This is a genomic window from Rhizobium vallis, assembly GCF_003985155.1.
In the GTDB taxonomy this organism is placed as follows: domain Bacteria; phylum Pseudomonadota; class Alphaproteobacteria; order Rhizobiales; family Rhizobiaceae; genus Rhizobium; species Rhizobium vallis.
On record NZ_ML133701.1, the window covers coordinates 74,911 to 91,304 of the forward strand.

At 60.0% G+C, this 16,394-nt stretch carries 9 protein-coding genes and 4 pseudogenes; 3 read left to right on the forward strand and 10 right to left on the reverse strand.

Features of this window, described 5'->3' with window-relative positions; genetic code table 11:
- The first annotated feature begins 19 nt into the window (after positions 1-19).
- Complete coding sequence (locus tag EFQ99_RS36055) at positions 20-148, forward strand: hypothetical protein (protein ID WP_280952386.1); 129 nt, start codon at positions 20-22, stop codon at positions 146-148.
- A gap of 456 nt (positions 149-604) precedes the next feature.
- Here EFQ99_RS36055 and EFQ99_RS30865 read toward each other — a convergent pair whose 3' ends face one another.
- On the reverse strand, positions 605-2,632 hold the full coding sequence (locus EFQ99_RS30865) for a type VI secretion system Vgr family protein (RefSeq protein ID WP_004680430.1): 2,028 nt from the start codon (positions 2,630-2,632) through the stop codon (positions 605-607).
- Between the two features lie 549 nt (positions 2,633-3,181).
- Between EFQ99_RS30865 and EFQ99_RS36175 the strand changes: the two are divergent.
- Positions 3,182-3,319 (forward strand): annotated as a pseudogene (locus EFQ99_RS36175) (CoA ester lyase); the annotation flags it as partial.
- Between the two features lie 105 nt (positions 3,320-3,424).
- Here the strand turns inward: EFQ99_RS36175 and tssG are convergent.
- From tssG to tssA, 7 genes and pseudogenes are all read right to left on the reverse strand, one after another.
- Positions 3,425-4,396, reverse strand: a pseudogene (tssG, locus tag EFQ99_RS30870) (type VI secretion system baseplate subunit TssG); the annotation flags it as partial.
- Positions 4,360-6,246, reverse strand: a complete 1,887-nt coding sequence (tssF, locus tag EFQ99_RS30875) for a type VI secretion system baseplate subunit TssF (RefSeq protein WP_008536039.1) — start codon at positions 6,244-6,246, stop codon at positions 4,360-4,362. The pseudogene tssG and the gene tssF, both read right to left, overlap by 37 nt.
- A complete protein-coding gene (gene tssE / locus EFQ99_RS30880; protein ID WP_004680427.1) occupies positions 6,246-6,749 on the reverse strand; it encodes a type VI secretion system baseplate subunit TssE in 504 nt (167 codons plus the stop codon). Before tssE ends, tssF begins: the two co-directional genes overlap by 1 nt.
- Positions 6,750-6,835: 86 nt before the next feature.
- Positions 6,836-7,369 (reverse strand): Hcp family type VI secretion system effector, encoded by a 534-nt coding sequence (locus tag EFQ99_RS30885; RefSeq protein WP_004680426.1) that lies wholly within the window; start codon positions 7,367-7,369, stop codon positions 6,836-6,838.
- 115 nt (positions 7,370-7,484) lie between these two features.
- The gene (tssC, locus tag EFQ99_RS30890; RefSeq protein ID WP_004680425.1) at positions 7,485-8,972 is read right to left on the reverse strand and encodes a type VI secretion system contractile sheath large subunit; all 1,488 of its coding nucleotides are present in this window, start codon (positions 8,970-8,972) and stop codon (positions 7,485-7,487) included.
- Positions 8,973-8,974: 2 nt separating this feature from the next.
- Positions 8,975-9,529, reverse strand: coding sequence for a type VI secretion system contractile sheath small subunit (gene tssB, locus EFQ99_RS30895; protein ID WP_016737476.1), 555 nt, complete (start codon positions 9,527-9,529; stop codon positions 8,975-8,977).
- Positions 9,530-9,564: 35 nt separating this feature from the next.
- Complete coding sequence (gene tssA, locus EFQ99_RS30900; protein ID WP_004680423.1) at positions 9,565-10,557, reverse strand: type VI secretion system protein TssA; 993 nt, start codon at positions 10,555-10,557, stop codon at positions 9,565-9,567.
- Positions 10,558-10,650: 93 nt separating this feature from the next.
- Here tssA and EFQ99_RS30905 point away from each other — a divergent pair.
- A pseudogene (locus EFQ99_RS30905) lies at positions 10,651-11,007 on the forward strand (IS3 family transposase); the annotation flags it as partial.
- Positions 11,008-12,255: 1,248 nt separating this feature from the next.
- On the opposite strand, the gene EFQ99_RS30910 reads toward EFQ99_RS30905, so the two are convergent.
- Complete coding sequence (locus EFQ99_RS30910) at positions 12,256-14,163, reverse strand: hypothetical protein (protein WP_245436852.1); 1,908 nt, start codon at positions 14,161-14,163, stop codon at positions 12,256-12,258.
- A 1,355-nt stretch (positions 14,164-15,518) separates the two neighbouring features.
- A pseudogene (locus EFQ99_RS30915) lies at positions 15,519-16,066 on the reverse strand (transposase); the annotation flags it as partial.
- Positions 16,067-16,394: the final 328 nt, after the last annotated feature.

Consider the following 16,394-nt stretch of genomic DNA (forward strand, 5'->3'; position numbering starts at 1 on the left):
CCCTCGAGCTGGACAGCGCATGATTTTTATCGCGACGTTGAACAATCCCACCATTGACATGCTGCGCAAACTCGGCCTGACAGGCATGGCCAGCGCCTATCAGGAACTCGAAACGCAAATAGGAGCGAGACACCTTCGAGCATGGTGAAAGGCTTCGACTGCTGCTCGAGGCGGCCACGCTCCGCCAGAAGCGCTTCGAGGCGAGAGCCCGCCCTGCAAAGCAGCGCTGTAACGCCCAGATCGAGAACGCTGATTTTTGCGCCGCCCGCGCCCTGATCGCAATTTCGTGACGCCGAGTGATAAAGGTATTTCATCCACCAGTTTCAGCTTGGTGGAGACCTAAACCAGACGCATTTGGAGCCGCTTGCGGCCGATTTCGCGTGGCAACTCCATCTAACTGAGGCGCAAGTTCCCGGAACAAACGCTCACGCGCGATAACCTTTCCTCATTTTCGGGCAATCTCGCAGTGTCACGTTGATTTGGTAGGTCAGCTTACGACGCCGAAGCCGTTACGCTTTTTCTCTACGCCTGCAGGGCCCTGCCGACTTAAAGGCAACGACTTCCGGACAGCCGAGGCCCAGAACCAGTTCACCTTGACATCGTGTCACTCGGGCGTAACAGGCGGCAGCCCGAGTGTCGCAATAAGCTTCATTATCGACGGCGTGGGTGGACCCGGTGTCGGCGGCGGCATGGAGACGATGGACCCGAGCCGCGGAGGCGTTGCCATAACGCCAATCATCGTGCCGATAATGGCGATCCCATCGCCGCTGATTTCGATGGCCTGCGGGCCGGTTCTGCCCGATACTACAAGGCGGATCTTGTCGGGTGTTACCTCGACGCGGCTACCTAAGGCCGCTGCGGCAGGGGAGTCGGGCGCGGCGCCGCCCGAGGTCAGGAGGAAGTGTCTCTTGACGTCGATGCTGTAGATATTCCCGACCTCGACGGTATGATTCTTCTGGGCCTTCAAATAGACCTCCTCACGGCCCTGCTTGTCCTCAAAGCGCAGTTCATTGTAGGCATTAGCGGCGCCGCCATCGGTATGCGTCCGGAAGGTCGACCGCGTTTTGTCGGTCGGCAGGGTTTCAGGCGGCAGATTTGAGCCATTGTATACGACGCCGGTCACCAGGGGCGTGTCGGGATTGCCGTGGATGAAATCAACCACGACCTCATGGCCGATCCGTGGGACGACCAGGTTGCCAAAACCCTTACCAGCGAAGTTCTGGGCCACCCGAATCCAGCAGGAGCTGTTCTCGTTCTTTCCGCCTTCTCGGTCCCAGAAGAACTGAACCTTCACACGGCCGTACTTATCCGTCGCGATCGACTCGCCCTCGGGGCCCACGACGACGGCCGTCTGCGGTCCGTGAATCAACCGCGCCGGTGTGCGGCGCCTCGGTCGGTACTGGGTGGTCGCGGGGATAATCTCTACGTTGCTGTGATAGAGGAACCGCTCGCCCTTCCCCCCCACGGTGTCCGCAGTGAGATCGTCCCCCACCTCACCGATGACAGTGAAGTCCTGTCCGACTGCCAGAAAGCGATCGGTGGGTTTCGGGCGGGAACCGACCTGGCCGTAGTAGAAGGGATTTGCCGCCTTGAATAATGACCCGGTCGTTATCTGGCGCGCAGTGCTTTCGATCCGCGCGCGATAAGCGTTGCAGGCGAGTTCCTCGGCACGGATGGTGGCGTAGAAATCGCCATCGCTTTTTTTTGTATACTGGCCTGGATACTCGAAGACCTCCCGCATTGCCGTGCAGCCGCTGCTTGCCGACGAGGTCTCGCCCGTTCTGACCGCCACGCTCTCCCGCGGTCGGGTGATGGCGCTTCCCGTGAGCTTGCATGGCGGAATGCCGCCTGTCCTCACGGGAGGAACACGCGCGACAGACGTCAGTTCTGCCATCGGCTTCTCATGGTCATAGTCCCTGAGAACGACCTTGTTCGGCTGTAGCGATACGACCTCGTCCCAATGCAGGATGACATCTTCTTGGTAAAGACTTCGGGCAGGCCTGAGATTGTGGTGGGTCTCTACGATCTCAGGCGTGCAGGCCATGTGACTCGCGGCGTTGTCGACCAGCACCAGGTCATGTTGGTCCTCAGCATGTTCAAAATAGTAGTAGATGCCGTCCTGCTCCATGAGGCGGCTGACGAAGGCCAGATCCGTTTCATCGTACTGGACGCAATATGGGCGCTGTGGGAACCGTCGGGCGGTCTGATTCTTGAAATTGCCTTTATGTTCTCGAAAAATCGTGGTGATGATCTCGATGCTCGTCTTGTTCTGAAAGACCCGACTGTTAGAGCGATGCTCGAGCAATGAAATCCACGGCCGCACCTGCGCCACGTAGTTGAGGTGCTCGGTATCGTCGAGGCCGAGATATTGGAAGCGCGTAACAACACCGTTGAAGAAGCGGGTTTGCGAGTCCTTGAGCTTAAGGCCGATTGTCAGGTTTTGACCGGGGATCGTAGCAAAGTTCTGAACTGGATTGCGGCTGGCGAGCTTCACCTCGTAGAGGAAAGGTTCCCCCAGCCGCTCGGTGCCACTGAGCCGCCGGAGAGAGATTTCATTCAACTCGGACGCGGCCGAAGTGACCGCAACAAAACGATTGTGCCTTAAGAGACTCTCGATTCTTGACTCGACCATGGTGGTGTGTGTTCCGCAGATTTGATGAGAAGGCGCGGTTGCGCCCGATGGCGTGAGTAGGATGCTGCCGAAGCCATCGGCGAAGATGCCGAAAAGCGTTTATTTCGTGCATCGAAATCGCCGACCGTTGCTCAGCCAAGATGTCTTGCTGGCCCGCATCGTCAGAGCCAAGCGGGGGAGGGCGGGGTGAAGAAAGCGTGTGGGTCTCTTGGAACTCACCCACGCTAAATCCCACCCAAATCTCGCCATGCGGCCTTGTAACATCGATGAGTTGGCGGATTCCGGCGGTGCTAGCGACGACGTGTCTCCTGGAAGATTCAACCAGGCCCAGGGCGCAGCGCCCGAGCGGACAACCACGGTGGTCGAGTTTCGCCGCGATCGTCGGCTCGATAGGCCTCTCCGCTGCTGAAGCCTCAAGGGCGTCAAAATGGCGATAACGTTCCAAAGAGGCGTCACGGCGAATTTTGCAAAGGGCCTTGGCGGTCCCATTGCAGTTTGCGTTGAGCTTACTGAAGAGAGTCGAGCTTCCGATGCTTGTCATAACGGGCCTTCCAAGCCGCCGCCCGCCGTGCCGCCGCACTTGGTATCGAGGTTACGTGGGCCATTCACCCGTTCCAGATCGATCTCGCCAAGGAGATCTTCTCCCCGCCCGAAAAGAAGGTCGAGCGGGCCCGCCGCATCATGGATGTCCGTTTCAGGAGAGTGCCATGCGGCAGCCGGTGGGCCCCGGTCAGTCGGGGTAGTTGTCAAGTCATCGGCGTGCTGGCGCGTTTTCCGCTTGCCCATCCAACTGGACCATCCGAGTCTGCCGCAGCGACCCAACTGCACTTCCGGGACCTGCTCCTGACGGAGAACGAGGTTAATCTCCCAGTCAAGTTCATCTCCAAGGTAGTTGCAGATGATCTCCGCTATCGACTTAAGGCCGGGAGCTGCGGGCAGAAGCGATTCGTAATGAGCCAGGCTGAGGGGACCCACAATGAGTCGGAACCGATGGTGCCACACTCTGACCCTCGCACCTGCAATAGCGTTGCTGTTCAGCGTGCCCGTGGCCGGGTCGCGGCCCAGGAGGCAGAGCGATATGCGGGGCAGATCCACCCACTTTGGGACAAATTCACGGATATCAACCGGCGCCTCGACGAAGCTGGCGAGGATGGCAGCGAGCCCCTCGGCGTTGCGGGTGTGTGAGGCGAGACGGCCGGTGAAGTGGAGTTTGGCCAGATCAGGCATAGCATCCCGCGCGCGCAGGGAGGTCATCCCGAAGCCGGCTAGCGCGCCGAGCTGAAGGGCAAATCGATCTTCTTGTGGCCTGTCATAGCTCACGGTCGGTTCGCCCTCCGCCCATGCGCGGAAGAAGAACGAGGCCATTCGATGATGAAAGGTATCAGCAAATCGGATCAGCGTCTCATCCGCGGCGTTGTGCTGCCGGAGAAGGGCGTACTCCGTCAGATGCAATGGGAGGGGACCGTGGGGTCCAAACAAGCCGAAGGCGTAGGTGGAGATTACGGGGTCGTTCTCCTCGTGCGCAGTCACGCCCGCGATCGATCGAGTCGGAAATGCAAGGGAGGGCTGCTGGGCGATCCGCACGCGATCCAGGCTGGGACCGCTCGATTCTCCCAGCCGAGGCCGATCTGAGCAGATTGCATCGATCCGCCGCAGAGCCTGGAAGAAGTCGCAGGCATGCGGTTCGGCCCTGAGCGAGCTTAGGAAGTCGCCGAGTGCCCCCGAAATCAAAGGATCGCCCGGCGGCCGGCCATCGTCGGCCATCGCATTACCTCCCCGCGCTGTAGCGTCGAGACGACCATCTCGGTGAAGCTGTTGATGGATACGTATTTCGCGAAGAACTGGTTGAGCACGGAGGCGAGCGGAAAGATGCCAACGCCTTCGAAGGCCGCTTCGTCCAGGATGATACCAACCTCAATCCCACGTGCTACGGCGGCTTGTCCACCGCTGGACAATCGCCTGACCGCAGGCCTGGACCGAATCTCCCGGATCCCGTCGATCTGCCGTGAGGCGAAGGCATTGACTGGATCGACGTAGAGGCGGAGGAGTTCACGTAGCGCTTCTGCGCCCCGGTGGTCGTTCCTATCGGAATTGCTGATCGAGAGGTAGTTCAGTGAAAGATGGCTAATTAATCGCCAAGTGATATCGCCATTGGCGAAGGAGTGGCGCGGTCGGCTCGGGGGCGATACGCACCGGGTGGCGGTAACTGGAGCGCCGATTTCCAGGGTGAAGTCTGTCTCGTCCCGGCCGATCGGCAGCAGCAGCGCCAGATCCCGGTTCGAGCACAGGCAGTTTACAGACAAATGCCGGAGTTCCGCCGAATAGGGAGCCGCTTGGCGATCAACTAGAGAAACGAACGTTTCGCTGCCGATGTAGCCAGTCCGCGCGCCATTTAGACGCTGGTGCTCCGACATGAGGCGCTGCTCCCGGCGGATCGCGTAGTATCTGGAATGCTGCTCCTCCTGACCGTGCGCGCTGATGCTATAGAACGGGTAGAACCTCACGGGAGCCGCTTCGTTTTTCGCCCCGTCTCCGCTCATCTCGAGGATCGAGTGGACCTCAAAGTCGAGCGGCCTCATCCTGTCAACAATCACATGATGCTCGGTGTTCTTGTCGCTCACGTGGACGAGATCTGCCTGGCGTTCGAAGAGATTAATCGCGGGCGTTGCGAAGAGAACGATATTTTGGGGTCCGAGCTGTCGTTCCAGCCGTGGCTCGACACGTCTGAGTGCGAAGACGATCTCAAGGGTCTCGGCAGTTGACAGGGCTACTGCGTCTGCCAGCCCGCTAACCTCGACGAACAACGTCCGCTCCGCGAGGGCGAAATACTCCTGTAGGAGACGGTACCCGTCGAAAGAGCGTGGCACCTCGGGCAGGAGAGCACAGCTCGGCTCCAAACCGCGTTGCTGCAGCGCATGAACCGGAATCTTTTCCTGCCAAGGGATAGGCCGGCCGACCGGACGGGCTATGATATTGCATGCGTCACCGAGAAGCTGTTCGGCGAGTGCGGCGCCGATGCCACCGGGGCCTGTTAGGTGCAGTGTGAGAGCCTCTAGTCCGAGTTTATTGAACGGCATGCCATTGGTGGTGCGAAGGCGTAGTCGCAAAGCAGCCTTCGCATCTTGCCGGGCCGGAAGATCCAGTGCGGCGATCTGCCCCGGCGTCGAAAAATAATCGGCAGCGCTCACCACAATTGGCCAGAGATGCACATCATGGGCCGTGCGGAACTCGCAATGTGTGACGGCGCCCGGAGCAAGACGGCCCAAAAGCTTGGTTCCCCGCGGCACGAGGTATCCATTTTCAAGTCGTCCGGCATCCTGGTCGGGCTCGAAACGGACGATCGTCATCGAGGGGAGCGGCGGTAGAAAATGCGGATAGACCATCTCCAGGAGGTGCTGGGTGAATTCCGGAAAGCGAGACTGAAGCTTCAATTGCACCCGCGCCGCCATGAAAGCGAAGCCTTCCAGAAGCCGCTCGACGTAGGGGTCGGCGACCTCCGCTGATTCCATCCCGAGCCGGGCGGCGACCTTCGGGAATGCGCGGGCGAACTCGGCCCCCATCTCGCGCATATAAGCAAGTTCGTCGTTGTACAGTCGCAGGAGCCGGGGATCCATCAGCTTATCTCTGTACCGAGATGAACGCGGGCGGATTCGAGCTCGGAATCTACCTCCGTACGCATCACCATTCGCACCGGCAACGGCTGCGCCCACAGATCGGCTTCGATCCTAAAGCGAAAAGTGCCGCAACCCTGACCATCGTCCAGGACCGTGACCTTCAGGGTGTCCGGTAAGAGACGCGGCTCAAAGCGCTGAAGGCTCTCGATTATCGCTTCGCGCAATGCGCTCTTATCCATCCCTTCGCGAATTTGTCCGCTGAGAGGCCAGGCACCATAATTAAGTGCACTGGCCGCTACGTGAGGGTACGCTTGTAGATCTACGGTTGCACCCAATTGATTGGTGTTCAACAACCAGGAAACATCGCGTAGAATCACCTCTTCCAGTTGGCGAACAGAGAAGCTGCGCTTGTCCTGCGCTTCACACGAGCTGCGCGGCTCATCGTCCGTAAGCCGGTCCAGGAGGGATGGTTGCACGAGATCCCGCTTAACATCTCTGCCCATGTTACAATCTCCAGGTGCAATAGCGACGAGTCGATCCGTCGTTTTCGCGCGCAGCCCCGAATATTCCCGGGTTGCCGATGGCCCCATCAGCCGACGAGCCTATTGAAGTCGGTGCTGTTCGCGATTTGGTTCCAGATGCCCTCGCCGGCTTTGGTAAGAGCGCCTTTTTCATCCTGCCTGTAATAAATGACCTTGCAGGCGCCGAACCGGAATGTGATCGTCTCCTCGGGGGCCTCTTCCGCATAGGACCACTCGACCTTCTCGACTACCAGCATGTTGAAACTCCAGTGCAAGAACAGGTTCGATTCTGATGTAGCTTGTCCGCTCCCCGTCGCTTTGAAAAGTTTCAGTTCGACGCTATTGAAGTGGGCGCCGCGACCACAGGCAACGTACAGAGAGGGCGATGACGTATCCACCTGCTTCTTGATAGTGAAGACCTCGAATTCGGCCTTGCCCGCGCCCGCCCCGGCGGTATGAGGCCCAATGTTCAGCTTGTTTTCGAGTGAAAAGCTCCATTCGTCCGCTAGGGTGATACCGTCCTTTAGAATGATAGATTCGCCCTTGGGCAAAATGCCGTCCTTGGACGCTTGCGTGAATTTTATAACCGCGTCGAACGCCATGATGGACTTTCCTTTTCTCGTTGATCTGATTGGGCCTGGATTGCATCGGCCAGCCCGGGGCAGCTATTCCGGAGTTTTGGCGCCGAGAACGGAGCACAATCATCTGCGGGTTTTCTCAGTCCTTGCGGGCGGATGGCAGGCGCGAGACAAGTCTCAAAGAGATGGTTAGGCCTTCGAGCTGGTAGTGTGGCCGCATGTAAAATCTCGCAACGTAATATCCGGGATTATCTTCGACCTCTTCCACCTTGACCTCGGCTGAGGAGAGCGGCTGCTGTGCCTTACTCTCTTCGCTCCCAAGCTCGGGCGAGGGGTGGACATAGCCCTGAATCCATTGGTTGAGCCACTCCTCGACCTCGTGGCGCTCCTTGAACGTGCCAATCTTGTCCCGGACCATACACTTCAAATAATGTGCGAAGCGGCAGGTTGCGAAGATGTAGGGTAGCCGTGCACTGAGTTCGGCGTTCGCTGACGCGTCGGGGTCTTCGTATTTGACCGGCTTGTTAATAGTTTGAGCGCCAATAAATACGCCGAGGTCCGTGTTTTTGCGGTGCAACAGCGGTAGAAGACCGTTTTTGGACAGTTCGGCCTCACGGCGGTCGCTGATCGCGATCTCAGTGGGGCATTTTAGGTCGACGCCACCGTCGTCGCTGCGGAAGGTATGTACCGGCAGACCCTCGACCAGGCCGCCGGATTCGACGCCACGAATTCTGGAGAGCCAGCCATAGAGCTTGAACGAGCGCGTGATATTTACGCCCATGGCGTAGGCTGCGTTCGTCCAAAGGTATTTCTCGCTGTCGCCGCCGTCTGTGTCCTCCTCGAAGGCGAATTCATCGACCGGGTTGGTTTTGGCCCCGTAGGGCAGCCGGCCAAGGGTGCGTGGTAAGGTCAGGGCCACGTACCGAGAGTTCTCGCTCTCGCGGAACGCCCGCCAAGGGGCATGTTCGGGCGTGAGGAAGATTTTTGTGATGTCACGCGGGTTCGCAAGCTCACGCCAAGAATCCATCTGCAGCAGATGTGGTGAGACGGCAGATATAAGCGGTGAGTGGCTCGCCGCCGCGATCTGCGCCAGTCCCGAAAGCAACTCTACGTCCGGTGGGGTATGGTCGAAATAGTAGTCGGCAATCAGGCAGCCATAGGGTTCACCGCCGATTTGGCCGTATTCGTCTTCGTAAATTTTTTTGAATAGCGGACTCTGATCCCAGGTGACACCCTTATATTTCCGCAGAGTTCGGGACATCTCCACCTTTGAAACTGGGAGAACGCGAATCTTCAACGTTTCATCGGTTTCGGTGTTGATGGCAAGGTGATGCAAGCCCCGCCAAGCTGATTCCACGCGCTGGAAATTTTCGTGATGGAGGATCTCGTTGAGTTGTGCAGAAAGCTTCTGGTCGATCGAAGCAATCATTGCTTGGATAGTCGTGACGACATCGTCGCTGATTAGCGACGTGTTTTGAAGTGCCTGCTCGGCCAGTGTTCGGACGGCACTCTCCACCAAGTCACGGGAGTGGTCCGAGCGGATCTTGAACTCGAATCGAAGCATGCGGGTGAAATCGCCGAGATCAACGGTGGCGACCTGTACATCTGTGGCATCTGCAGGCATCATGATCAGTTCTCCTCTGTGTCTGGGGATGGCAATGGCGGAGCGGCAACCAATGCATCAGGCTTCTCAGTCTCGATGCCATTGCCGAGGGCGCTTAGCAGTGCCGAATCCGCGAGGAAGTGGGTGAGCAACTCTTCGGCACCGTTCTTACCGTCCATATAGGCCAGCAGATTGGAGAGCTCCGTTCGCGCCTCGAGCAGCCTGCTAAGGCTGTCGACCTTGCGCGCCACGGCCGCCGGCGAGAAATCTTCGAGCCGCTCGAACGTCAAGTCGACAGCGAGTTGGCCTTCTCCGGTCAATAGGTTCGGCACCCGCATCACCACCCTGGGCCTCAGCGATCTGAGCCGATCATCGAAATTGTCGATATCGATCTCCATCATCTTGCGCTCCGCGACAGGGGCAAGCGGCTCGGCAGCATTGCCGGCGAGGTCGGACATCACGCCGACCACGAAGGGAAGCTGAACCTTCTTCTGAGAGCCATAGGTCTCGACGTCGTATTCGATCTGTACGCGAGGCGGACGAACCCGCGCGATGAACTTTTGACTACTCGCCTTTGTCATGTGTTCCACTCTCCTGATAGGGAAGATTGCGCACGTCACGTGCCCTCGCCGACCGCCAGACCGGCAATCGAACGGTATTGGGCAACCCCTTCTGGCGCCAACTCTTTGATAAGAGCCATGAAGTCCTTCGAGACAAGTCGCTGCGCGCGCTCCAGGAGGGCTGGCAGCGGGCTCGCGGGCTCATTCACCTGGTACCAGTGGCAAATGCGGCCAAGAATTTCGACAACGTCATCGCGGTTGCGGATCACTTCGGGGTAAGAGGCCTTGCTAGAGTCTGGCAATGGAGATGCCGGGGCTGCAGGCTGGGCCCTTTTCCGATGGGCGTCGACCAGATCCTTGGCCTGGGTGAGTAGCACTATCAGAGGGTCGAATCGAACGGCCTCGTCACTCGCGACGTGCTGCCGAACACTCGCGTCTAGATGGGTGGCGGCTGCCAGGCTGGCGTGGAGACCAGTGCTGATCTGCTCGAGCTGCAGTGGATCGGTGTCGATGAAGGCGTGCTCGATGGTCGAACGATCAATTTCCGTAGATTGGGACCGTAGCGCACCAGCCCAATCGCGGAGCGTGAAAGTCCCGAATTGCCTGGAGGAGGTGAGTGGGACTTGGCGTATTTCTGCCAAGAGCCCGGAGAGATCGCAGAGGCTCGCTAGAGCGTTGAGGCGAACGGTCTGATCTTCGTCATCTTCTGGATCCGGTCGCGGATGTAGCTCTGACCAGTAGAGCTCGACATAGGCCGCGAGCAGCTCAAGCCCCCGACTTAGACCAGAGAAGCCGAACTGACTGAGGGCGGATCGTGTGAGCAAGATTCCGACTCTTAGATCCTTAGTGCGGGCAGAAAGGTCGAGGCCAAGCCGCCACACCTCTGTCCAATCGGGAGCCTCCTCGGTGGCGATGGAGTCGCCTATCTGCTGGTGCGGCTTGCCATGCGACGCTATCTCCAGCTCCAGGAAGCTCAAATCGTAATCGAGAGCATCCCCGCATGCGTTGCCGTCGCTGATCGGTTTTAATAGATGATCTGCATCGAGCATGACCCAAATCCCAGTTTTCCCGACATAAAAGATCGTCGCGCCTCTGTTTCTCAATGTTTAGCAATGAGCAGACGCGATTGCTCATGCACAATCGACATTCGTATATGTCGTGAATGCTTGGGGCGTGAATGCCGCCGCTTCGGATCTTGACGCAGCTATGTGCTGCTCAGGCGCGAGGGACACCTTGTGAACAACAAGAAGCTCTTCCGGGTCCATCGGGAGGAGAAGCTCACGATGCGCAAGCGCCGTGGCCGGAAACGAGCGAAAGGCAAGCGTTGGTGTTGATCCCGCTGGCTGCCAATGATCGTTGGCGCGGGTTCAGGCTTCTGATGGTCGTGAGGAAAGCCGGACTCTCGTCGCCGATACTTCGCTCTCCGGCCTGCGGTCGCCTGTGGACTGGATCGGGTTATCGAGGAGCGTGGCAAGCCAAGCACTCTGGCCTCGGCTAACTAACCCTGCAGAGTTCGCCCAGATCGGCAACCCGCGACGTGATGCAGTGCTGCGCAGCCGGAATGGTCTCCGCACCTAAACCCGCCGATGCCGCCGCAGATGCGCAACCCACCGCTGGAGCGAACCCCAAACTGGATAAACTTGACGGTACAAGCTCAGCCAGATTGAATTAACATCGTCGGGCAGTCGTTGCAAAGGGCAACCTGCGGAGTACCGTTGCAAACGTGAGCCTGAAGGCCTCCAACTACGAAGTCTTCGCGCGGCCGCCTCCGCGCCAGTTGCTGCATAAGGTGGATGGCGTCCTCGGCGATCGCTCTTGGGGGTGTCGGCGCCATCGCGCGTGCAGCGACCCGGCGTCAGTGGTAGAACGGCTCGAGCACTTCAACGGCATTATATCTCCTGCGCTCCGCCGGACCGCCGCACGAGGCATATAGGGCGACAATCTGGATGAGATCCGTATTGACCGCATGTAACGATGCTCCCCGAGATTCGCACGTTGCCTCATTCATTTTGCTCCCAGTTGGAGCGAAGGAGTGGGGTGCGGAGATGGCGGGGTTTCGCAGCGGCCGGCCTCCTTCGTGAGCGCCATTGCCGTTTTCGACGGAAGTCGAAGGTTAATAACCATCGTCGCGGTATTTACTTTTGACAATGGGTGTGATGCGGCTTTGCGTGATCTTCTAAAAAGAATCGAGTCCCGCCGCCAATCCCCCGTTCTATCGCGCACCTACCGCATCCCAACGTGACTGTCGACCCTGCTTCCATTAGTCGTGCAGGGCAACCACGCGGTCTCTCGTGCAGATCCCTGCGATTTCGAATTGACGGACACCGACCCCGTTTGACGGTCGTGGAGTGCACGCACTTAGTCACCCTAGCCGCCCGCGCACTGCAACCCCGCTGTAGCGATCCTTCTACCTCTATGCTAAAGAAAGTTTTGGAAAAACTTGCCTCGTCGCCATCGTTCGACGGCGGCCTTGGCGCCAATCTTGCGAGGAGCGGGCTGATGGTCGCAGCGGCATGCGAGCCGACATTCTGCGCTCCCGACCGTCGAAGACGAGGTCGCTCTCGGCGTGTTAGTCAGCCGGAATGCGCCGGCCGTCGTGCCCCTAAATATCGATCTCGAGCCAGGTATTGGCCTCCAGACTGAAGAAAAATTCGGCGCTCTCACATGCTCATGCAATCCCGTGGTGGACAACCAACGCACATGATGGTGCAGTTCCTAGGGAATGTGGTGATGAGTCATGAGCCGTCCTATATCACCTTGAACGCTGCCCTCCTGGCTATCCGTTTCTTCGAGGCACCCACGATTATGGCGGCATCGGCGGCGCTGAGATCGGGATGGGCCGCCTTCAGTGCGTCTGCCCACGCCCCCTTGCTCTGCCCCGGCAGCTGCGGTGTCTGCCTAGCGATTTCGTCCAGCCTCGCCTGGTCCTGGGCCGACACCGTCTGGAACGCCGTCCTCACGGCGATATCGCGCCTTACGGCACCCACGACTATGGCGGCATCGGCGGCGCTGAGATCGGGATGGGCCGCCTTCAGCGCGTCCGCCCACGCCCCCTTGCTCTGCCCCGGCAGCTGCGGTGTCGCCGCCTTGATCTCGTCCAGCCTCGCCTGATCCTGGGCCGACACCGTCCGGAACGCCGCCCTCCTGGCGATATCGTCCCTAAAGGTGCCCAGGATGGTGGCGGCATCGGCGGCGCTGAGATCGGGATGGGCCGCCTTCAGCGCATCGGCCCAGGCCGCATTGCTCCCCCCCTGCCGCGGTGTTGCCGCCGCGATTTCGTCCAGCCTCGCCTGGTCCTGGGCCGACACCGTCCGGAACGCCGCCCTTTTAGCAATATCCTGCTTTATGGCACCCACGATTACGGCGGCATCGGCGGCGCTGAGATCGGGATGGGCCGCCTTCAGCGCGTCCGCCCAGGCCGCATTGCTCTGCCCCGGCAGCTGCGGTGTCTGCCTAGCGAGTTCGTCCAGCCTCGCCTGGTCCTGGGCCGACACCGTCCGGAACGCCGCCCTCCTGGCGATTTCGTCCTTTGCGGCGCCCACGATGGTGGCGGCATCGGCGGCGCTGAGATCGGGATGGGCCGCCTTCAGCGCGTCCGCCCAGGCCGCATTGCTCCGCCCCTGCCGCGGTGTCACCGCCGCGATTTCGTCCAGCCTCGCCTGGTCCTGGGCCGACACCGTCCGGAACGCTGCCCTCACGGCGATATCGTCCTTTAAGGCGCCCACGATTGTGGCGGCATCGGCGGCGCTGAGATCGGGATGGGCCGCCTTCAGCGCGTCCGCCCACGCCCCCTTGCTCTGCCTCGACTGTCGCGGTGTTTGCCTGGCGATTTCGTCCAGCCTCGCCTGGTCCTGAGCCGACACCGTCCGGAACGCCGCCCTTTTTACAATATTATGCTTTACGGAACCCACAATTATGGCGGCATCGGCGGCGCTGAGATCGGGATGGGCCGCCTTCAGCGCGTCCGCCCACGCCCCCTTGCTCTGCCCCGGCAGCCGCGGTGTCTGCCTAGCGATTTCGTCCAGCCTCGCCTGATCCTGGGCCGACACCGTCTGAAAAGCCGCCCTCCTGGCGATAACCCGCTTTACGGCGCCCACGATGGCGGCGGCATCGGCGGCGCTGAGATCGGGATGGGCCGCCTTCAGTGCGTCCGCCCACGCCCCCTTGCTCTGCCCCTGTAGCTGCGGTGTCTGCCTGGCGATTTCGTCCAGCCTCGCGTGGTCCTGGGCCGACACCGTCTGGAACGCTGTCCTTTTAGCAATATCCTGCTTTACGGCATTCACGATTATGGCGGCATCGGCGGCGCTGAGATCGGGATGGGCCGCCTTCAGCGCGTCCGCCCACGCCCCCTTGCTCTGCCCCGGCAGCTGCGGTGTCGCCGCCTTGATCTCGTCAAGCCTCGCCCGGTCCTGGGCCGACACCGTTCGATACGCCGCCCTCCTGGCGATAACCCGCTTTACGACGCCCACGATTACGGCGGCATCGGCGGCGCTGAGATTGGGATGGGCCGCCTTCAGCGCGTCCGCCCACGCCCCCTTGCTCTGCCTCGACTGCCGCGGTGTCTGCCTGGCGATTTCGTCCAGCCTCGCCTGGTCCTGGGCCGACACCGTCCGGAACGCCGCTCGATTGACGAGATCGCCCGTTGAGGCCCCCACGATTATGCCGGCATTCGCGGCGCTGAGATCAGGCGCCAACGCCAGCGGCCTTTGAGCATATAACGTCTGCCTGCGGCTGGGCCTGGGATCTGCGTCCTTCTCAGTAGTCCGCCTCTTGCGCCCGCCACCGGTCGGATCGCTGGGCTCCGCGGGCACCTCGGACATGGCCGAATGCTCCTCTCTTCCACCCGGCACCTCGGTGGGCCCGGCAACCGCTGAGGCTTCTAAATTCCCAAGGCCATGCAGCCCCCCGCGCTGAGGGCCAGTCTCCAGCGGCTGGCCCTCGACGAGGTGAATAGTGCGATCGGCATTATTGTATTCATCTGTTGTCCTCGTGAGGTTGAACGCGGTCTCTGCCGGGACGACCGGAACTCTCGTCAGTTCCGTCATGTCAGCCATCATTTGCGGGGTTTGTTCTTCAGGGCTTTGAAGCTCGGTCGGCGGGCTTGGCTGGTCGACGCTTAGCCTTTCCACGTAACGCAATACCGAATTCTCTTGCCAGATGTCGTCCGAATTGAAGTTGTCGGCCACTTGATCGACACGCGCCACTGAAGACTGCGCTCTTTGATCCGCTGGGTGCCGGCCCTCATCCGGCCGCGAAGAGCCCTGCCCCTTAGTCCGAGGGTCCCTGTCAACCATGCTCACCCCCCTGGGATATGGCCTTCAGGAAACAAGGGGTCAGCTGTCGGGCACCGACTGCTGACGGAAGGTCAGAATTTATCAGGGGCTCAAGCGACTTAACCAGAGTGCAAGGGGCGCGACTGCGACCATCGACCGCTCCAGCTTGCCGAGCCTCGTTCGGACGCCGCTCAATCACCGTGGGTCCCGTTTTTTGCTGTTGTGGCATGGGGCGGCTCTGCGGAATCGAGCTCAGGTGACGGGAGGCCGGCAGATCCCGAAGACATGGCCAGGCCGTTGATAACTGGTAGCGTAAACGCATCATTGCAGCAGAACCTCAAAAACCACGGAGAAGAGCCCGCGATTCAAACTAGCGCAGTCCCGGTATTGGATTGCATGCACAGGTGATATGCTCGCATCCGGTTAGTGAGCGGCTATGGCGCAGCTCCTGCGTGAACCCATAACGACAGCGGCGATCCTTCGAGAGATGCAGCGACGACCCGTTCTCCAGACCGGAGGTCCGTGCTTGATGTGGCGATCGGCTCGGATTGCTATCAACGCTGACGGCCGCCGGTGCCGCGCAAGCCGGTTACGACGAAACATCGACATGATCTCTTCTATGGTGGGATTGGCCCAACGATACCAGGGTAGTGGCAACTGTCGCCAATTGCGGCGCCAGTGAGGTCGGCCTTCGTCTTCGAACTCCTTGCTGGCTTCCGCTAAACAACGCGGCCTTATCACAAAAGGCTGGGAGATCTAACGATGATCCCGGCATCCGGACTTCTGCGCATTGCCGGCCGGTAATAGCGCGAAAGACTTGCAGCAATCGCAGCGCCGGCGGCACCCGTGACTAGTATCCGCACTGCCTGGCCCGTAACAATGCGCTGTGACCAGCGGAAGCCGATCTCGTGGAAAGACAAGGCATGCTGCGGGCTGATATGATGAAAGACGCCGGCAATGGTGCGGCGGACCCGGGACCTGAAACCTCCCACCGAGTGGACGGCGACTTGGACGAATTCGCGGCTCGAATGCTTTACGTTCTCATGCGTAGCAAAGCTCTTGCCAATCGCCATGAACGCCTCACCGCCCATCAGGCAGGTTGCGGTTCGATCCCTTTCGCCGTCGCGCGCCCTGCATGTATCGAAAGGCCTTTTCGGCCCCGTCCAGGCGGTAGACCGTCCGGATCCATTCTCGGTCGCTCACCGAGATGAAAACGGTCGATCTCCACCGTGCCATCTTGCATGTGCTCGCGCGCCAACATGAGGCGCAGCGCATATCCCATTCGCTAGCTATTGGGCATCACCAAATGTGGAAATGCCTATCTTCGCCGCATGAATGATCCATGCCGCCAGGCTGCTATCCCGCACCTGGCGCGAACCGGGACTGCAACCGGTTCGTGGATCGTGTCCAGGAGGTGGTTGTCTAATCGCTAAACTGGTCGTCAAGGTGCTTTAGGGGCGGCGGCGCGTGAAGACGATGTTGGCGGCGGCACTGCCTCAGCGTATTCAGGAACATTTTCGACGAGGCAATGCGCATCACGTGTCACCTTGCCTGTTGCGCTGCTCTTTTGGCCCCGTACTTGCGGCGCCGGGTCTCAAGGCTTCCGGGCGGTC

What these genes read in the sequence shown, in the direction of transcription:
- tssB (WP_016737476.1), bottom strand. Translation starts at nt 9,529, where the DNA reads ATGACAAAGGCGAGTAGTCAAAAGTTCATCGCGCGGGTTCGTCCGCCT.
- EFQ99_RS36055 (WP_280952386.1), top strand. Translation starts at nt 20, where the DNA reads ATGATTTTTATCGCGACGTTGAACAATCCCACCATTGACATGCTGCGC.
- EFQ99_RS30885 (WP_004680426.1), bottom strand. Translation starts at nt 7,369, where the DNA reads ATGGCGTTCGACGCGGTTATAAAATTCACGCAAGCGTCCAAGGACGGC.
- EFQ99_RS30865 (WP_004680430.1), bottom strand. Translation starts at nt 2,632, where the DNA reads ATGGTCGAGTCAAGAATCGAGAGTCTCTTAAGGCACAATCGTTTTGTT.
- tssA (WP_004680423.1), bottom strand. Translation starts at nt 10,557, where the DNA reads ATGCTCGATGCAGATCATCTATTAAAACCGATCAGCGACGGCAACGCA.
- tssE (WP_004680427.1), bottom strand. Translation starts at nt 6,749, where the DNA reads ATGGGCAGAGATGTTAAGCGGGATCTCGTGCAACCATCCCTCCTGGAC.
- tssC (WP_004680425.1), bottom strand. Translation starts at nt 8,972, where the DNA reads ATGATGCCTGCAGATGCCACAGATGTACAGGTCGCCACCGTTGATCTC.
- tssF (WP_008536039.1), bottom strand. Translation starts at nt 6,246, where the DNA reads ATGGATCCCCGGCTCCTGCGACTGTACAACGACGAACTTGCTTATATG.